The sequence below is a fragment of the Streptomyces sp. NPDC039462 genome (assembly GCF_055639375.1).
The window spans coordinates 347,582-365,145 of record NZ_JBVKAO010000004.1 but is presented as its reverse complement, the minus strand read 5'-3'; the positions used below and the strand labels follow the sequence as shown (position 1 = coordinate 365,145).

15 protein-coding genes are annotated in these 17,564 nt (G+C 69.0%); 7 read left to right on the top strand and 8 right to left on the bottom strand.

Annotated elements, in window-relative coordinates; translation table 11 throughout:
• Positions 1-413 precede the first annotated feature (413 nt).
• Positions 414-1,508, top strand: coding sequence for a VWA domain-containing protein (locus ACZ7LU_RS24045; RefSeq protein WP_471917963.1), 1,095 nt, complete (start codon positions 414-416; stop codon positions 1,506-1,508).
• A gap of 98 nt (positions 1,509-1,606) precedes the next feature.
• Positions 1,607-3,226 (top strand): methionine--tRNA ligase, encoded by a 1,620-nt coding sequence (gene metG / locus ACZ7LU_RS24040; RefSeq protein WP_398302002.1) that lies wholly within the window; start codon positions 1,607-1,609, stop codon positions 3,224-3,226.
• Positions 3,227-3,305: 79 nt separating this feature from the next.
• Here the strand turns inward: metG and ACZ7LU_RS24035 are convergent, their stop codons facing one another.
• A complete protein-coding gene (locus ACZ7LU_RS24035) occupies positions 3,306-4,232 on the bottom strand; it encodes an RpnC/YadD family protein (protein ID WP_471917962.1) in 927 nt (308 codons plus the stop codon).
• A 33-nt stretch (positions 4,233-4,265) separates the two neighbouring features.
• Positions 4,266-4,673 carry an ATP-binding protein gene (locus ACZ7LU_RS24030; RefSeq protein ID WP_471917961.1) on the bottom strand — a complete coding sequence of 136 codons (408 nt, stop codon included), beginning with the start codon at positions 4,671-4,673 and terminating at the stop codon, positions 4,266-4,268.
• Positions 4,674-4,908: 235 nt separating this feature from the next.
• Between ACZ7LU_RS24030 and ACZ7LU_RS24025 the strand changes: the two genes are divergently transcribed.
• Both ACZ7LU_RS24025 and ACZ7LU_RS24020 read left to right on the top strand, forming a co-directional pair.
• Positions 4,909-5,760, top strand: a complete 852-nt coding sequence (locus ACZ7LU_RS24025; RefSeq protein ID WP_471917960.1) for a helix-turn-helix domain-containing protein — start codon at positions 4,909-4,911, stop codon at positions 5,758-5,760.
• A gap of 10 nt (positions 5,761-5,770) precedes the next feature.
• Positions 5,771-5,977, top strand: coding sequence for a DUF397 domain-containing protein (locus tag ACZ7LU_RS24020; RefSeq protein ID WP_471917959.1), 207 nt, complete (start codon positions 5,771-5,773; stop codon positions 5,975-5,977).
• A 21-nt stretch (positions 5,978-5,998) separates the two neighbouring features.
• Here ACZ7LU_RS24020 and ACZ7LU_RS24015 read toward each other — a convergent pair whose 3' ends face one another.
• The 3 genes from ACZ7LU_RS24015 to ACZ7LU_RS24005 all read right to left on the bottom strand — a co-directional run bounded on the left by ACZ7LU_RS24015 (position 5,999) and on the right by ACZ7LU_RS24005 (position 9,439).
• Positions 5,999-6,589, bottom strand: coding sequence for a hypothetical protein (locus tag ACZ7LU_RS24015; RefSeq protein ID WP_468092619.1), 591 nt, complete (start codon positions 6,587-6,589; stop codon positions 5,999-6,001).
• A gap of 9 nt (positions 6,590-6,598) precedes the next feature.
• A complete protein-coding gene (locus tag ACZ7LU_RS24010) occupies positions 6,599-8,698 on the bottom strand; it encodes a trypsin-like serine peptidase (protein ID WP_471917958.1) in 2,100 nt (699 codons plus the stop codon).
• Between the two features lie 156 nt (positions 8,699-8,854).
• Entirely contained in the window at positions 8,855-9,439 is a 585-nt protein-coding gene (locus ACZ7LU_RS24005; protein ID WP_471917957.1) for a TetR/AcrR family transcriptional regulator, read from the bottom strand.
• A 107-nt stretch (positions 9,440-9,546) separates the two neighbouring features.
• On the opposite strand from ACZ7LU_RS24005, the gene ACZ7LU_RS24000 reads away from it, so the two are divergent.
• The gene (locus ACZ7LU_RS24000) at positions 9,547-10,449 is read left to right on the top strand and encodes an NAD(P)-dependent oxidoreductase (RefSeq protein WP_471917956.1); all 903 of its coding nucleotides are present in this window, start codon (positions 9,547-9,549) and stop codon (positions 10,447-10,449) included.
• Between the two features lie 148 nt (positions 10,450-10,597).
• Positions 10,598-10,777, top strand: coding sequence for a hypothetical protein (locus ACZ7LU_RS23995; protein ID WP_398301984.1), 180 nt, complete (start codon positions 10,598-10,600; stop codon positions 10,775-10,777).
• Positions 10,778-10,892: 115 nt separating this feature from the next.
• Here ACZ7LU_RS23995 and aspS read toward each other — a convergent pair whose 3' ends face one another.
• Positions 10,893-12,671 carry an aspartate--tRNA ligase gene (gene aspS, locus ACZ7LU_RS23990; RefSeq protein WP_471917955.1) on the bottom strand — a complete coding sequence of 593 codons (1,779 nt, stop codon included), beginning with the start codon at positions 12,669-12,671 and terminating at the stop codon, positions 10,893-10,895.
• Between the two features lie 164 nt (positions 12,672-12,835).
• Between aspS and ACZ7LU_RS23985 the strand changes: the two genes are divergently transcribed.
• Positions 12,836-15,046, top strand: coding sequence for an ATP-binding SpoIIE family protein phosphatase (locus ACZ7LU_RS23985; protein ID WP_471917954.1), 2,211 nt, complete (start codon positions 12,836-12,838; stop codon positions 15,044-15,046).
• A 333-nt stretch (positions 15,047-15,379) separates the two neighbouring features.
• Here the strand turns inward: ACZ7LU_RS23985 and ACZ7LU_RS23980 are convergent, their stop codons facing one another.
• Complete coding sequence (locus ACZ7LU_RS23980; protein WP_468092631.1) at positions 15,380-16,417, bottom strand: AI-2E family transporter; 1,038 nt, start codon at positions 16,415-16,417, stop codon at positions 15,380-15,382.
• A gap of 74 nt (positions 16,418-16,491) precedes the next feature.
• Positions 16,492-17,448, bottom strand: coding sequence for a pirin family protein (locus ACZ7LU_RS23975; RefSeq protein ID WP_398301976.1), 957 nt, complete (start codon positions 17,446-17,448; stop codon positions 16,492-16,494).
• Positions 17,449-17,564: the final 116 nt, after the last annotated feature.

The window sequence follows — 17,564 nt, the reverse complement described above, 5'->3', positions numbered from 1 at the left end:
CAGGGATTTTCGGGAATCAACTCACGCGAAGGGTTGCGCACATGGGCATTCTGAACCGCCTGCGGAACGCGTTCGGACGATCACGCAAGGAGAGCGTTCCGGAGGCACGGGAGCCTGAGCGTGCGACTGCGCCGGAGCAGGATGCGGCAGCCTCGGAGCCGGTGACCCTCCCGTCCCCGTCCCCCGAGCCGACCCCGCCCCCCAAGGCCTCGGTCCCCTCCCCGAGCCCGGAACCGTCCCCCTCCACGGTGGACGACCTGGTAGCAGCAGCATTCGACAACGTAACGGTCCCCCAGCAGCCGGCGCCGCCGAACACACGGGAGCCGGAACCTGCTCCCGAGCCGAAGCCTGAGGCGGCTCCCGAGCCGAAGGCCGAGGTGGCTCCTGACGCGGCTCCCGAGCCGAAGGCTGAGGTGACTCCCGAGCCCGAGGCCGAGGTAGCTCCTGCCGCTGCCCCCGAGCCGCAGGCTCAGGCTGACCCCGAGCCGGATGCCGCCACCGCCCCCACGGCGGACGAGCCGCAGGCCGAGCCCGAGCCCGCTCCCGCTGCGGACGAGCCCCAGGCCAAGGCCGAGCCCGCTCCTGCCCCCGCGGTGGACGAGCCCGAGGCGGAAGCCGCTACTGCTGTGGGCAATCGTCCCGCTGGGCGGGACGGGTGGGCACAGCCCCCGGTGCCGAGCACCGACAACGAAGGCGCCCCTGAGGCCGACCCCGAGCCGGAGGCTGAGGTGACGCCTGAGGCCGACCCCGAGCCGGAGGCTCAGGCCACCCCGGTGGCCGACCCCGAGCCGGAGGCTGAGGCAACCCCGGACGCGGGCGGCAACCCCACCCCGGCCAAGGGAAAGCCCGCCGTCTCCGCGGCAAAGGTGAGGTCCAAAGCCCCGGGGCTGGCCAACGCATACAAGGCCGCAGCCGCCGCCCTGAAGAAGAACAACCTCACAGGAACCCGAGCCCAGGTCTACCTGGTCCTCGACCGCTCCGGCTCCATGCGCCCGTACTACAAGGACGGCTCGGCCCAGAGCCTCGGCGAACAGGTCCTCGCCCTCTCCGCCCACACGGACCCCGAAGCCACCGTGCACGTCGTCTTCTTCTCCACGGAGATCGACGGCACCGGCACCCTCACGCTCCCCGAGCACGAGGGCCGCATCGACGAGCTGCACGCCGCCGCGGGCCACATGGGCCGCACCAGCTACCACCGCGCGATCGAAGAGGTCGTGGCGCACTACGAGAAGTCGGAGCACAAGGAGAGCGGCACCCCCGCCCTGGTGATCTTCCAGACGGACGGCGCCCCCGACGCGAAGGGCCCGGCGACGCAGGCCCTGAAGGACGCCGCCGAGCACCCCCTCTTCTTCCAGTTCGTGGCGTTCGGCGAGCACGACGCGAAGGGCTTCGACTACCTCCGCAAGCTGAAGGCCGACAACGCGGCCTTCTTCCACGCGGGCCCGGCCCCGCGCGAGCTCACGGACAAGGAGCTGTACGAGGGCCTGCTGGCGTCCTGGCGCCCGTAACCGGTCGTACGCCACCCCAGGGGCTGGACCGGAAGCCACCGGTCCACCCCCTGGAATCGAGGTGAGTGGATCTTCACAGGGCCGTTAGGATTTCGACCATGGCGGCCACTGGATCCGAGAAGCAGGGGACGAGCGAAGACGCGAAGGCGTTCTACGTGACGACCCCCATTTACTACGTCAACGACGCTCCTCACCTGGGCCACGCCTACACGACCGTTGCAGGGGACGTGCTCACGCGCTGGCACCGTCAGCGCGGCGAGAAGGTGTGGTACCTCACCGGCACGGACGAGCACGGTCAGAAGATCATGCGCACGGCCGAGGCGAACGACGTCACCCCCCAGGAGTGGTGCGACAAGCTCGTCACCGAGGCCTGGAAGCCCCTCTGGGAGCACCTGAACATCGCGAACGACGACTTCATCCGTACGACGGAGAAGCGTCACACGGACCGCGTGCAGGAGTTCGTCCAGGATCTCTACGACAAGGGCGAGATCTACAAGGGCGGCTATGAGGGCCCGTACTGCGTGGGCTGCGAGGAGTACAAGCTCCCCGGCGACCTCATCGAGGCCGAGGACGGCACGAAGCTCTGCCCGATCCACAAGAAGCCGGTGGAGCTCCTCAAGGAGGAGAACTACTTCTTCAAGCTGAGCGAGTACGGCGACAGGCTCCTCGCCCTGTACGAGGCGAACCCGGGCTTCATCCAGCCGGAGTCCGCGCGCAACGAAGTCGTGAACTTCGTCAAACAGGGCCTCCAGGACCTCTCCATCTCGCGCTCGACGTTCGACTGGGGCGTCAAGGTGCCCTGGGACGACAAGCACGTCATCTACGTCTGGGTCGACGCCCTCCTGAACTACGCGACCGCCGTCGGGTACGGCGCGGACGAGCAGAAGTTCGCCTCGACCTTCCCCGCGAACGTCCACCTCGTCGGCAAGGACATCCTCCGCTTCCACGCGGTGATCTGGCCCGCGATGCTGCTCGCGCAGGGCCTGCCCGTGCCCGGCAAGGTCGCCGCGAACGGCTGGCTGATGGTCGGCGGCGAGAAGATGTCGAAGTCGAACCTGACCGGCATCAAGCCCCAGGACCTGACGTCCCACTTCGGCGTGGACGCGTACCGCTGGTACTTCCTGCGCGCCATCGCGTTCGGCAGCGACGGCTCGTTCTCCTGGGAGGACTTCACGGCCCGCTACACCAGCGAGCTGGCGAACGACTACGGCAACCTCGCCTCGCGCGTCGCGGCGATGGTCGGCAAGTACTTCGGCGGCACCCTGCCCGAGGCGACGGCCGCCGGCGAGGCCGAGCAGGCGGTCCAGGACGGCCTCGCCAAGGCCGTCGCGACCGCGGACCGCGCGATCGGCGAGGAGCTGGACTTCCAGGGCGGCATCCTGGCGATCTTCGACTTCGTGAAGCAGGTCAACGGCTACATCACGGAGCAGGAGCCGTGGAAGGTCGCCAAGGACGACAGCCCGGAGGGCAAGGCCCGCCTGGCGACGATCCTCTACACGGCGGCGGAGTCCCTCCGCGCGGTGGCGGTCCTCCTCAACCCGATCATGCCGGAGACTTCCCAGAAGCTCTGGGACTCCCTCGGCGCGGAGCCCCTCCTCGGCGCCCTCGCCGACCAGGACGTCCGCGCCGCCGGCACCTGGGGCACGCTCCCCGCGGGCGCGACGGTCACGAAGGGCGCGGTGCTGTTCCCCCGCCTGGAGGAAAAGCCCGCCGCGTAGCGGTACGTTACGTTTCGCGGGAAGTCCCGCCACCTCCCGGTAGGCACGGGGAGGTGGCGGGACTTTCTGATGTACGGCGTCAGGCGCTGTCGCCCACGAACAGATCGTCCGCCTTGGCCGCGTGGACCGCCCGTTCCGACCAGACCTTGAGCTGCTGCAAGTCGGTGCACGCGGTGACCCGTGCACGGACGGCGGGAGGCACTTCGATGCCCCGCCAGGCGAGAATGTTCAGGATCGTCTCGGCACGCTCCTCGGCCCGGCCCACCTCCCGGCCCTCTTCACGGCCCTCGGCCCGGCCTTCAGCCCGGCCCTCCTCCCGCTCCTTCACCGCGAACGGGTGGTCGAAGAAGTACTTGGTCGCCGTCATCAGTTCCTCCCAGATCTCCTTCGCCCGGGGGTCCACCAGACCGGACCGGGTGAGCTGTGCGAACATTCCCGCCGCTTCGCGGTCGATGGTCTCCAGAGCCGCAGCCAGTGCCCCCAGTATGGCGGCGGAACCCGGTCCTCTTCCATGCGTAATCGCCGAGAACACCGCAAGGGGGACATCCCTCTCGGCCTCGTGCCGGTCCGTGATCACCGGCACGTTGTCCGGCCCCAGGACCAGCGGGCGAACGGTGAGCGAGGACCAGCCCGGGAGCCCGAACTGGATGGGCTTGGCGGCCCAACGAGCCGTCGCCGCGCTCTGGGTCACGACGATCAGCACCGGCTCGCAGTGGTACTTCTCGTAGAGGTACGAGAGGTAGTACGGCCAGCTGCCGCGCTTGGACTCGTCCTTCTTGCCCTGCGACTCGATGACGAACAGGTAGTTGCCGTCGTCGGTGTCCACCCTCAGCAGGGTGTCGCAGCGGCGCTCGACCGGTTCGATCTCCGTGAGGTCCACGTCGAGGGTCATGATGTCCCGGGGTTCCGGAAACGGAACATGGAGCAGACGTTGCAGCGATCGGACCAGCAGAGCTGTGTCCTTCTGGAAGATCCGGTGCATCGCTTCGTGTGACGAGCCGACCATCGGTTCTCCTTTCTGTTCGGCATGATCAACGAGCTACGCCGCACTTAGTTCGCACCAGACGTGCTTGCCGGGTTCCGTGGCTCCCGGGTCCCCCGGATACCAGCCCCACCCGTCCGCACAGGCCCGCACGAGATCGAGGCCGCGCCCCTGCTCGTCGCTCACGTGGGCGGTGCGCGGGGGCGGGGCGGGCGGCGTGGGGTCGGCGTCCCAGGCCCCCACGCGGAGAACACCGTCGCGGTAACGGACGCGAAGGGCGGCGGGGCCCTTGGTGTGACGTACAGCGTTGCTGACCAGTTCGGTGGCCAACAGCTCGGCCATGTCACTGAGTTGCGGCAAGCAGTGCAGGCTGAGGATGAGGCGCAGGGTGCGGCGGCAGATGGTGACGGCGCGGGGGTCGTGGGGGATGTACAGGCTGTACTCCCACGGCTCGCTTGAGGGCATGCGAGAACTCCAACGGGTGAGGGGGAGTTGACGGAACGCGGCGGTGGCAGGGCGGTGGCATGTCACCGCCGTCATGGCATGACGGGGTGGTGCGCTTCCGGTGTCCCGGCGGTCTCGCAGCGCTTGCGACGCGTCACTGACGGTAGAGCAAAAATTTTTCCTCGCGCAACATCGTGGCGTAATCTGGCACCCGAACGAGGCACTGCGGCGCGGATGTTGAGAGCAGGAGAAGCGCATGGCACCGAGGAGCCAGCCCACCGCGCGTCAGGTGCGCCTGGGGACTGAGCTGCGCAGGTTGCGAGAGGCTGCCGGGCTGAAAGCCCGAGAGGTGGCGGCGCTGCTGCATTCGACCTCGGCACAGATCAGCCAGGTGGAAGCCGGCTTCGCCGGCGTTAGCGAGGAGCGTGTGCGGCGACTCGCAGCTCACTATGCATGTGCCGATGAGGCGCTCATCGAGGCATTGGTCGCCATGGCCACCGATCGCACGCGCGGCTGGTGGGAAGAATTCAGGGGGTCCCTGCCGCCACCATTCCTGAACACCGCCGAGTTGGAACACCATGCGACGTTCCTGCGTGAGGTCGTCATCGCCTACGTGCCGGGACTCTTCCAGCTCCCGGAATATGCCCGCGCGGTCTACTCGTACGTAATCCCGGGGATCCCAGAAAGCGAACTGGAACCCAGACTGGAGCACCGCATGAGGCGGCGGACCGTCCTCGAAGGGGAAAAGTCCACCCCATACGAGGCGATCGTCCATGAGGCGGCCTTGCGCATCCGCGTAGTTGACCGCCGGGTTGCGCGTGCCCAATTGGAGGCGATTCTGCACCAGACAGAGCTCGATCACGTCAGCGTGCGCGTCATCCCGTTCGATCAGGACAACTTCGCCGGTGCAGGGGCGACAATGATGTACCTCGGTGGACCCGTGGCGAGGTTGGACACGGGGCTGCGTGACTCTCCGACCGGAACCGCAGTCATCGATGCCGAGCCGCATCTCGTGAGGCTTCGAGCCCTCCTTGGCCAAGTGGAGAAGTCGTCACTCAGCCCTGCACAATCACGAGAGTTCATCCACCGCATGATCAAGGAACTGTGAGGCGCCTCGCATGGACCAGGCCATCCGCTGGCAGAAGTCATCATTCTCCGGTGGCGGCGATGGTGATACCTGCATAGAACTGGCCGCTGCCGAACCTCACATACACCTTCGCGAAAGCGACGACCCCGCCACCGAGCTGATCACCTCCCCCGCCCCCCTCGCCCAGCTCCTCCGAGTAGTCAAGGCGAGGGGGACGTTTGGCGAGGCAGCCCCGTAGAGCCCTCGCGGGCGGGCGCCCTCAGCCCTCGCAGCCGTCGATGTCGTCGTCGCAACCGCTCACATCGCCCTCGGCGATCGTGTTCAGACGCCAGGCGATGACTCCCGCGCCGGCCTTCTCGGGGTCAACCCGGGCCTTGAACGGCTTGCCCGCCGGAAGGTTGAACTGGTCCGCCTCACTGTCCCCGCACTCCACTCCGTAGGCCTGCTCCTCCCCGGCCCGGGACAGGGTCAGGGTGAGCTCCTCGGCCTCGTCGGCGTCGCAGGTGATCTCGAAACGGTAGGGGTCCGCGCCGCCCGCCGGGAAGGACCTGTCCAGGCCCGAGCCGACGTACGCCGTACCGGAGTCGACGAACTCCGCCTCCGTGCCGTCGTCGGCGGCTGCGTCCAGAGCCCGTTCCGCGCGCTGCAGCGCGTCGTCCGGCTCCCAGGGCCTGGCACCGCCGGACGAGGGGGAAGGCTCGCCGGAGGACGTCTTCTTCGGCTTCGGCGGCGCGCTCGAGTCGGCGCCACCCCCGCTCCCCCCACCCGCACAGCCCGACGTGAGCATCAGAACGGCCAGAGCCGTGGCGGACGCGGAGAGGACGTGACGGCGTGCGTGACGTATGCGCATGAAACGAACCTATCCGGGAGGAACGAGCTGGTACTCGCGGCCCAGCGCGTCCGCCTGGGTGTTGCCGTACACCGACACCTCGCCGTCGGACCAGCGCACGAAGACGTCGTCCTCCCAGAGGTTGCCTCCGAACTCGCCCGGCACGATGACGCGCGCGTGCTTCCACGTGCCGTTCGCGGCCTTGAGCTGGTTCTCCTTGCCGAGGCCGTGCGCGCCGATGTCCTCGTAGATGGTGAGTTCACCGTCCGACCAGCGTACGAACAGGTCGAAGTCGGAGTTGGTCGACCCGTCGAAGTCGCCGCCCGCGATGACGGAGGCGTGCTCCTTCCACAGGGCGTTGGGGGCCAGGAGCTGCTGCTCGGCGTGGAAGCCGCCGCCGTCGACGTTCGTGTACTTGGTGACCTCCCCGTCCACCCAGCGGACCACCAGGTCGTCGGCCCACTTGTTGCCGCCGTACTTGCCCGTCGCGATGCCCTTCGCGTACTTCCACGTCGAGCCCGCCTTGGCGATCGTGATCTCGTTCGCCGGGTGCTCGGAGGTGGAGGTGGGCAGCTGCGTGTGCTCGTCGATGTCCTTGTAGATCGTGACCTCGCCGTCGATCCACTTCACCATCAGGTCGTACGCGTTGGAACCGGTGTAGTCGCCGGCGGTGACGACCTCGGCGTAGTCGGCCCACATCTTGTTCGGCTTCGCCAGGCGCGTCTCGCACGGCTGGTCCTTGGCGCAGCCGGTGTAGAAGCCCTGTGACTGGTCGCCGGGGTAGAGCGTCACCTCCCCGTCGGACCACTTCACGACGAGGTCGCCGTCCTTCGTCCGCTGCGACGAGGTGTGGAACTGGCCGGTGGCCGCGGCGGTGGCGTGCCGCCACAGGCCCGCGTCGCCCATGCCTTCGATCCGGGACGGCTTGTCCGGCGTGTAGTCGTTCACCGCCTGGTTGTAGAGGCGTACGACGTCGGCGTCGAACTGCGAGGAGTAGGAGACGTTGTCGTACTTGCCACCGGTCTTGTAACCGCCGATGACCCCGATGACGTCGCCCCGCTTGCCGTCGAAGTTGCGCAGGAACGGCCCACCGGAGACACCGGGCGCGAACCCGTCGCACGCGATCTCCAGGAAGCGCCCCGCGTATCCCTTCGTCGACGTCTTGGGGCACACACGCGGCGACTTGGAGCTGCCGGGGAAGCCGATCAGGGTGACGTTCTTCTGGTTCAGGTTGCCGGCGGCGGGGAGCGTGGTCAGCTCGTTGCCCATACCCGTCGCGTTCTCCAGGAACTGGCCCTTGGAGTTCGGGCCGGTCCGCAGGAAGGCGAAGTCGAGGTCATCGGCCTTCTGCGTGCCGAGGGACAGATAGCGGCCGTCGATCCAGATCTTCCCCTTCTTGATCGGGAAGACGCCGTACGGGGCGACGCCCCGGCCCTTGTGCTGCGGATCGGCCTTCCAGCCGGGCGCGAAGGCGAGGTTGCGGAACCGGTCGTTGTCATTGAGACAGTGAGCGGCCGTGATCACCAGCGACTTGTTCGGCGAGGCGACGGAGGAGGCGGAGCAGAACTGGTCGCGCTTGCCCGGGTCCGACTGCGGGTCGTCATCCTGGCTGATGAGGAAGACACCGGCTGTGGCGACGCCGTTGTTGTTGATGCTGGAGGGGGCACGCAGCATGTCGCCCGCTGTGGTCGGCGGGCCGTCCGCAACTCCCTTGTCGGGGTTGGCGGGCACGGCGTCCGCGATGCGCTCGGGCGTCCAGTAGGCCTCGGCGGCGCGAGCCTCGGCGATCTCCTCGGGGGTGGCCTTGAGCCGCTCCCCCTCTTCGTCGCCCTTGCTCTGCCCGCTGCCCCTGCCCTCTTCGCCGTCCTTGCCGTCCTTGGCCTCTTCGCTCCCGCTGCCCTTCTGGGCCGCCCCGGCGGAGGACTTGGGGGCTTGCGGGGTCCGGGTGGGTTCAGGCGCCTTCGTCGCCTCCGGAGGCACGGTGGCTCCCGGGGACGCGGTCACCGTGGGGGTGGGAGCCGCCGGTGTCACCGGTGCCGCTGCCGCGAGGCCGGTAGAGCTGAGCAGTACGGCGGTCGCCGCGGCACCGAGTGCGGCGGTGCGCACGGTGGCACGTATTCGTTTTTTCACGTGGTTCTTCCGCTTTGGAGCATGGATTAAGGGTCTTGACATGAAAAAGCGCCATGCGGTGGCTATGCACCGCATGGCGCCGAGGACCCTACGTCATTGGTGCATACCAATGCACATCGCCCAAGAGCCCGCCCCGCCACGCCGCGTGGCGTCGCGTCAGCCGCCGTACAACCCCACCAACCGCGCCAACTGCCGCCCCACCACCCGCAACGGCTCCTCGCTGCGCGAGACCTGCGCCGTCACCTCGGCGCCCTCCAGCGCGCCGATGACGGTCGTCGCCACCTCGCGCGCGTCCTGTGCCGCGAACCCCGCGCCGAGCAGCCGTTCCTCCACGATCCGCTCCCAGCCGCGCAGCGCCTCCGCGCACACCCGCTGGATCTCCGAGTCCGTGCCCAGCGTCTCCAGGGCCGCCGCCGTGACCGGGCAACCGTCGACCCAGCCCGACTCCCGCAGCCCGGCGGCGAGTTCACCCGCGCAGCGTTCGATCGCGGCGCCCGGGGCGTCGTCGCCGGCCAGCCCCGCCCGCAGCAGCTCCGCGAACTCCTCGGCGCTGTAGGCGATCGCGGCCACCGCGACGGCCTCCTTCCCGCCGGGGAAGAAGTGGTAGACGGAGCCGAGCGTGGCCTCCGCCTCCTTGGCGATCTGCTTGATTCCTGTGCCCACATAGCCCTGCCGCTGAATCAGGCGGGCGGCGACGGTGACGATCCGGTCGCGGGTGGTGGGAGCGCTCTTCTCGGGCATGCCCCCACCCTATCTCCAATTAGTTAGAGCGTTCGTTCTAGAGGCGTGCTACCTTCTCTCCACGCGCTAGATAGAGCGATCGTTCTAGTAACTGTCTGGAGTCATCCATGCCCTCCGCATCGCAGCCCTCATCGCAGTCCGTCACCGTCATCGGTCTCGGCCCCATGGGCCAGGCCATGGCCGCCGCCTACCTCGACCGCGGCTACGACGTCACCCTCTGGAACCGCACCCGGTCTCGCGCCGACGCCTTGGTGGAGCGCGGGGCGGTCTTCGCCGACAGCACCGAGAAAGCCCTGCTCGCCAACGAGTTGGTGATCCTCAGCCTCACCGACTTCGACGCCATGTACGCGATCCTGGAGCCCGCCAAGACGGCCGTCGCGGGCCGCACCCTCGTGAATCTCAGCTCCGACACCCCGGAGAAGGCGCGGGCCGGCGCCCGCTGGGTGACCGAGCTCGGCGGGACGCACCTGACCGGCGGCGTCCTGGTCCCGCCGCCCCTCATCGGCACCGCCGACGCGTCGACGTTCTACAGCGGTCCCCGCAAGGCGTACGACAAGCACCGCGCCGCCCTCGAAGTCATCACCGGCAAAACCGACTACCGGGGCGAGGATCAGGGGCTCGCCGCGCTCATGTACCAGCTGAACATGGTCATTTTCTGGCCATCAATGATCGCCTACTGGCAGGCCGTCGCCATGGCCAAAGCGCACGGCCTCACCGCCGCGGACATCGCCCCCTACGCCACCGAGAACTTCGCAGGCATGGGCCACTTCATCGACTTCTACGCGCCCCGCATCGACGCGGGCAACCACGCTGGTGACGTGGACCGCACCTCCATGGGCCTGGCCAGCATGGAACACGTCCTCCACACCGCCGCCGACGCGGGCGTCGACACGGCGTTCCCGGCCGCCGTGCACGACGTGTTCCGCCGTGTCGTGGAGGCGGGGCACGGGGCGGACAGCTTCTCGCGGGCCGTGGAGCTGATGGCGAAGAAGACGGCGAAGGAGGGGTGACAGGCGCCGTCGCGCTCAACGGGGCGCGGTTCAGGCCCGGTACGACTGCCCACTGAAACGAGGGGTATGTCTCACGGTGAGCTAAGTCATGCGGAGAGGAGGCTTAAATTGACGCCGCCTTCACACCCGCCTACGTAAGCTTCACGACATGGCCACGACTCCCTCCCCCGACCGCCGGCGCAGCGCCGACGAGGTCAATGAGGACATCCGTGCGCTGTGGCTGCGCGCGGGCGGACGCCTCCGTCCCGACGAACGCGCGCTGTACGAACAGCTCGTAACGGAGTGGGCAGAAGCAGAAGCCAACTCCTCCCCGACCCACGCGGCTTGAGACAGCCGCCCCGTCAGGGGCGCGGGGAACTGCGCGCCCAGCCACAACGCACCCGCACGCGAACGGCAAGCAAAAGGCCCCGGAACCAAAGGTTCCGGGGCCAATTACGTAACCGCTACTGCGCCGCAGGCTTCGGCGCCGCAGGCTTACGCAGCGAAATGTTGAGCTCCCGCAGCCGGGACTCATCCAGCTCCGTCGGCGCCCCCATCATCAGATCCTGCGCGTTGCCGTTCAGCGGGAACGCGATCGTCTCGCGGATGTTCGGCTCGTCGGCGAGGAGCATCACGATGCGGTCGACGCCCGGGGCGATGCCACCGTGCGGCGGCGCGCCGAGGCGGAACGCGCGCAGCATGCCCGCGAACTCGTGCTCGACGGTCTCCGCGTCGTAGCCCGCGATCTCGAAGGCCTTGAGCATGACCTCGGGCTCGTGGTTCCGGATGGCGCCGGAGGAGAGCTCGATGCCGTTGCAGACGATGTCGTACTGCCAGGCGAGGATGTCGAGCGGGTCCTTCTCCTCCAGGTCCTTCATGCCGCCCTGCGGCATCGAGAAGGGGTTGTGGGAGAAGTCGATCTTGCCGGTCTCCTCGTCCTTCTCGTACATCGGGAAGTCGACGATCCAGCAGAAGCGGAAGACGCCCTCTTCGAAGTGCCCGGCACGCTTGGCGGCCTCGACGCGCACCGCCGACATGATCTTCGAGACCTCGTCGAACTCGCCCGCGCCGAAGAAGACCGCGTGACCGGGCTCCAGGCCGAGGCGCTTGGTCAGCTCCGCCACGTTCTCCTCGGTGACGAACTTGGCGATCGGGCCCGACAGCGAACCGTCCTCGGCGACGCGCACCCAGGCCAGGCCCTTGGCGCCCTGCTCCACGGCGTAGTCACCGAGGCCGTCGAAGAACTTGCGGGACTGCGACGCCGTGTCCGGCACCGGAAGGGCGCGCACGTGCTTGCCGGCGAACGCCTTGAAGTCAGAGCCCTCGAAGATGTCCGTGATGTCGTGCAGTTCGAGCTTGGCGCGCAGGTCCGGCTTGTCGTTGCCGTACTTCAGCATCGACTCGCGGAACGGGATGCGCGGGAAGGGGGACGTCACCTCGCGGCCGCCGCCGAACTCCGTGAACAGCTCCGTCATCAGCTTCTCGATGGGCTGGAAGACGTCCTCCTGCTCCACGAAGCTCATCTCGACGTCGAGCTGGTAGAACTCGCCCGGCGAGCGGTCCGCGCGCGCGTCCTCGTCGCGGAAACAGGGCGCGATCTGGAAGTAGCGGTCGAAGCCCGAGATCATCAGCAGCTGCTTGAACTGCTGCGGGGCCTGGGGGAGCGCGTAGAACTTGCCCGGGTTCAGGCGGGAGGGGACGACGAAGTCGCGCGCGCCCTCGGGGGAGGTCGCGGTGAGGATCGGCGTCGCCATCTCGTTGAAGCCGAGGGCCACCATCTTGGAGCGGATGGAGGCGATCACGGCCGACCGCAGCATGATGTTGCGGTGCATGCGCTCGCGGCGCAGGTCCAGGAAGCGGTACTCGAGGCGCCGCTCCTCGTTCACGCCGTCCTCGGCGTTGATCGTGAAGGGCAGCGGGCCCGCGGCGCCGAGCACCTCGACCTCGGCGGCCTCGATCTCGATCTCGCCGGTGGGCAGCTCCGGGTTCACGTTGTCGGCGCCGCGCGAGACGACCTTGCCGTCGACGCGGACGACCGTCTCCTTGGAGAGCTTGTCGAGCGTCTCGGCGGCGGGCGTGCCCGGGCGGGCCACCAGCTGCGTGATGCCGTAGTGATCGCGGAGATCGATGAAGAGAATGCCGCCCAGGTCTCGGCGATTGTGCAGCCAGCCGCTCAGCCGGACGTCGGTGCCGACGTCAGAGGCGCGGAGCTCGCCGCAGGTGTGGGACCTGTACCGATGCATCGTCGTTCATCCAGTCTTCGCGAATAGGGGAGAGAGCAGACCCTCCCAAGGCTACCGCCCGGCCGAGGATCGGTTTCCGGATATCTCCGGGGGCCACCCGCCCGGGGGCAGGTTGCCGCCGGGATCGGTGGCGCCTTGCCTGTACATCTTCCTAAAGTGGGTCAATGCGCACCGACGATCCCCTTCTGCAGGTGGGGGATGATTCCCTGCCACCCGTACGGGACGTCCTGGCCGCCATCGCGACCGGGCTGTGGCGCTGGGACAACGCATCGGGGACCGTCACGCTCGACGCCGAGGCGGCCCGGCTGCTCGGTCTGCCCGCACGCGCCCAGACCCTGTCGGAGGCGGGCGTACGCTCCCGCTTCCACCCCGTCGACTGGAACGAGATCTACGGAACCGTCCAGCTCGCCGTCGCCGAGGGCACCCTCGCCGAGGCCCGGCTGCGGATCATGGACGAGACGGGGCGTCGGGTCCTGCGCACCGTGCGCAGCCGCTCCAAGCCCGTCATGCACGGGGCGACCGAGGCGTATGAACTGGTCGGCACCCTGCAAGAGGTGACGGAGCCCGCGCCGGGCACCGCCGCCCGCACCCCCGTCACCGGCGACTGGCGCCGCTCCCGCGAGGCGTTCCTGCTGGACGCGGGGCGGGCGCTCGCCGAGGCGCGCTCCACGGAAGAGGTGCTGCGGGTCGCCGCCGGGCTCTCCATGCCGGGGTTCTCGCCGGACGGGCTCGCGGTCTTCGGGGTGGAGGGCGAGCGGCTGACGATCATCGGGCACCACGGGCACCAGCCCGGCGACGACGGGCCCTTCTCGGCGATGCCGCTGGACACCGACTATCCGGCCGCGGAGGTGGTGCGCACCGGCCGCGCCGTCTACCTCTCCACGCCGGAGGACTACCGCAGGCGCTACCCCGCCTCCTGGCCGCTGGCCAGCCGCTTCGAACGGCAGTCGTGGGCGTTCCTGCCGCTGACCGTCGCGGGCCGCACGATGGGCGCGTGGATGGCGGCGTTCACGTATCCGGTGTCGTTCACGCCCGACGAGCGCTCCGTCCTGACGACGGTGGCGCGGATGCTGGCGCAGGCCCTGTCGCGGGCCGGTGTCGCGGAGTCCGAGCGGGAGCTCACGGAGGGCCTGCAGCGTTCGATGCTGCCGATGCTCGGCCCGCAGATCCCGGGGATGAGCGTGGCGGCCCGCTATGTGCCGACCGGCGGCGGCCTTCAGGTGGGCGGCGACTGGTACGACATGATTCCGCTGCCCAGCGGCCGCATCGCCTTCGTCATCGGCGACGTGCAGGGGCACGACGTGCGCGCGGCGGGTCTGATGGGGCAGTTGCGGATCGCCCTGCGCGCGTACGCGTCGGAGGGGCACCGTCCGGACGCCGTCCTCTCGCGCGCGACGCGCTTCCTCTCCGGGATCACCGAGTCCATCACCTTCGGGTCGAGCGGCACGGGCGCCGATGGGGGCACGGCGTACGACCCGCGCTTCGCGACCTGCCTGTACGTGGAGGCCGACCCGGCGACCGGCGTCCTGGAGATGGCCCGCGCCGGGCATCCCGAGCCCGCGATACGCATGGGTGACGGAACGGTTCTGCAGCGGCCCACCGCGGGCGGTCTGCCGCTCGGCATCGACCCGGACGCCGACTATCCGACGACCCGGCTCGTCCTGGAGCCCGGCGAGACCATGCTGATCTGCACCGACGGCCTCATCGAGACCGGGGGCCACGACCTGGACAGCGGCTGGTCGCGGATCCGGTCGATCCTGGAGGAGTACCCGGGCGAGGACGCGGGCGAGGGCGAGTCCGGCGGCCTCGAGCAGCTCGCCGACTCGCTCGTGCAGGCCGTGCACGGGCCTTCGTCGCACCACACGACGGGGCCGCTCGCTGATCGCCGCGAGGACGACATAGCGATATTGCTGCTGAGCCGTACGAGCCGGCCCGAGCAGCGCACGGATGCCCGCCGTACGGTCCTGACCATCGCCCAGGCCGAGCCCGAGCGCATCGCCGGGGCGCGCAGGCATCTGCGGGACCTGCTGCACGACTGGGCCGACGACGACCAGGTCGACTCGGCGGTCCTGATGGTCTCCGAGATGCTCACGAATGTGCTCGTGCACACGGACGGGGATGCCCTGATGGTCGCCGAGGTCACTGGGGAGCCGGGGGCTCGGCGGTTGCGGGCCGAGGTGGCGGACGGCAGCGATGATCTGCCGCACAAGCGGCGGCCGGGGGAGCTTGCCTCTTCTGGGCGTGGGCTCGTTCTGATGGAGCTGCTCGCGGGGGCGTGGGGCGTGGATCCCCGGGGGGACGGGAAGAGTATTTGGTTCGAGCTTTATGAGGGGGACGGGGATGGGGATGGGGACGGGGAGGGTGGGGTGGAGTAGCGGCGTCGTTGTTGCCTGCGGGTTCGGTTGTGGTTGGTCGCGCAGTTCCCCGCGCCCCTGAAACAGCGCCATTGTCGACTGCGGGTGCGGTTGTGGTTGCTCGCGCCGTTCCCCGCGCCCCTGAAACAGCGCCGTCCTCGGCCGCGGCGCCGTTGTGGTTGGTCGCGCAGTTCCCCGCGCCCCTTAGAGACAGCGCCGTCCTCGGCTGCGGGTTCGGTTGTGGTTGCTCGCGCAGTTCCCCGCGCCCCTTGGAGACAGCGCCGTTGTCGGCTGCGGCAGCGCTGTGGGTGCTCGCGGCGTTCCCCGCGCCCCTGGTGGGGCGCTCTCGGGGTGCTATGGCGTGGGCGTGTAGGTGCCTCGTAGCTCTGACAGGATTCCGAAGGCTGCTGCCGTGAGGGGGACTGCCAGGAGCATGCCGAGGATGCCGGCCACCGAGGCTCCGGCTGTGATTGCCAGCATGACCACCGCCGGGTGCATCTGGACGGTGCGGCTCTGGATCATGGGCTGGAGGATGTGGCCTTCGAGGACCTGGACGGCCAGGACCACGCCGAGGGCCCACAGGGCGATCACGAAGCCCCGGTCTGCGAGGGCGACCAGGATGGCGACGGCGCCGGAGAGGAACGCCCCGAGGTAGGGGATGTAGGCGCCGACGAAGACGAGCGCGCCGAGGCCCCACGCGCCGGGGACGCCGAGGATCAGCAGGCCGACGGTGATGCAGATGGCATCGATGAACGCGATGATCGTCGTGCCGCGCATGAAGCCCTCGATGGCCTCGAAGGCGCGGCGGGCCATGGCCTCGATGATGCCTGCGGTGTTGCCGGGGGCGAGAGAGCGCAGCGTGGTCATCGCGCGGTCGGAGTCCCGCAGGAAGAAGAAGACGAGCAGCAGGGCGAGGACGGCCATCGCCATCATCTCGCCGACCGTGCTGATGCCGCTGATCACTCCGGACGCTGCGGTCCCGCCGAACTTCCCGAAGAGTTCCTTGGCGTTGGACGCCATGTCGTCGAGCGAGGTGCCCGCCGCCCCGAAGTACTTGGACAGATCCGTCGCGGCCTGCTTGAGCGAGGCGATGATCTGGTCACCGCTGTCGATCAGCGCCTTGACCACGATGTAGGTGGCCCCGCCGACGACGGCGACGACGGCCGCGCAGGTCAGCCCGGCGGCCAGGGAACGCTGGACTTTCATCCTGAGCAGGCGCCGGTAGAGCGGTCCGAGGAGCGCGGTGCCGAGGAGCGCGAGGAGGACGGGTGTCACGGCTGTCTTGAACGTGACGCAGAGCCAGATCCCCACGGCGGCCACGCCGGTGACGAGGAGGACGACGACGCACCAGGCGGCGGTGCGGCGCGCGGGCTCGGGCAGGAGGGTACTCACCCCTCCTACCCGAACACGGCGTCACCGGCCGCGCGAGTTATGTACGCCCAGGGACCGGACCTAGAGGACGGGAGCTACATGCCGTGCACCGCGGGGACCGAGCCCAGCCGGCCCTTCTGGAAGTCCTCGAAGGCCTGCTGCAGCTCGGCCTGACTGTTCATCACGAACGGGCCGTAGTGGGCCATCGGCTCCCGGATCGGCTGCCCGCCGAGCAGCACGATCTCCAGGTCGGGGGCGTGCGCGTCCTGCTTCTCGTCCGCGCGGACGGTCAGCGAGGACCCGGCGCCGAAGACCGCGGTCTGCCCCATGTGCACCGGGCGCCGCTCGGCACCGACCGTGCCGCGACCGGCGAGGACGTACGCGAGTCCGTTGAAGCCCTCGCGCCAGGGCAGCGTCACCTCGGCGCCGGGCCGCACGGTCGCGTGGATCATCGTGATCGGCGTGTGCGTGATGCCGGGGCCCTCGTGCCCGTCGAGCTCACCGGCGATGACGCGGAGCAGCGCGCCGCCGTCGGGCGTGGAGAGCAGCTGCACCTGGCCGCCGCGGATGTCCTGGTAGCGGGGGTCCATCATCTTGTCCTTGGCGGGCAGGTTCACCCACAACTGGAGGCCGTGGAAGAGACCGCCGGACATGACGAGCTCCTCCGGCGGCGCCTCGATGTGCAGGAGGCCGCTGCCGGCCGTCATCCACTGGGTGTCGCCGTTGCGGATGGTGCCGCCGCCACCGTTGGAATCCTGGTGCACAAACGTTCCGTCGATCAGGTACGTGACCGTCTCGAAGCCGCGGTGCGGGTGCCAGGGAGTGCCCTTCGGCTCGCCCGCCTCGTACTCCACCTCGCCCATCTGGTCCATCATGATGAACGGGTCGAGGTACTTGTAGTTGATCCCCGCGAAGGCCCGGCGCACCGGGAACCCCTCGCCCTCGAAGCCGCTCGGCGCCGTGGTCACGGCGAGCACGGGGCGCGGCGTCGCGTCGGCCGGCGCCACCACTCGGGGCAGGGTCAGCGGGTTCTCGACAGTCACTGCAGGCATGGTCGGTACCTCCTCGTTCACTGACTTTAGTTGAACGTAGAACTTTCTGCCACTCACAACGAACGGAGCCCGGAGGGCATTCCCTCCGGGCTCCGGTGCTGGCAAGAAACGATCTA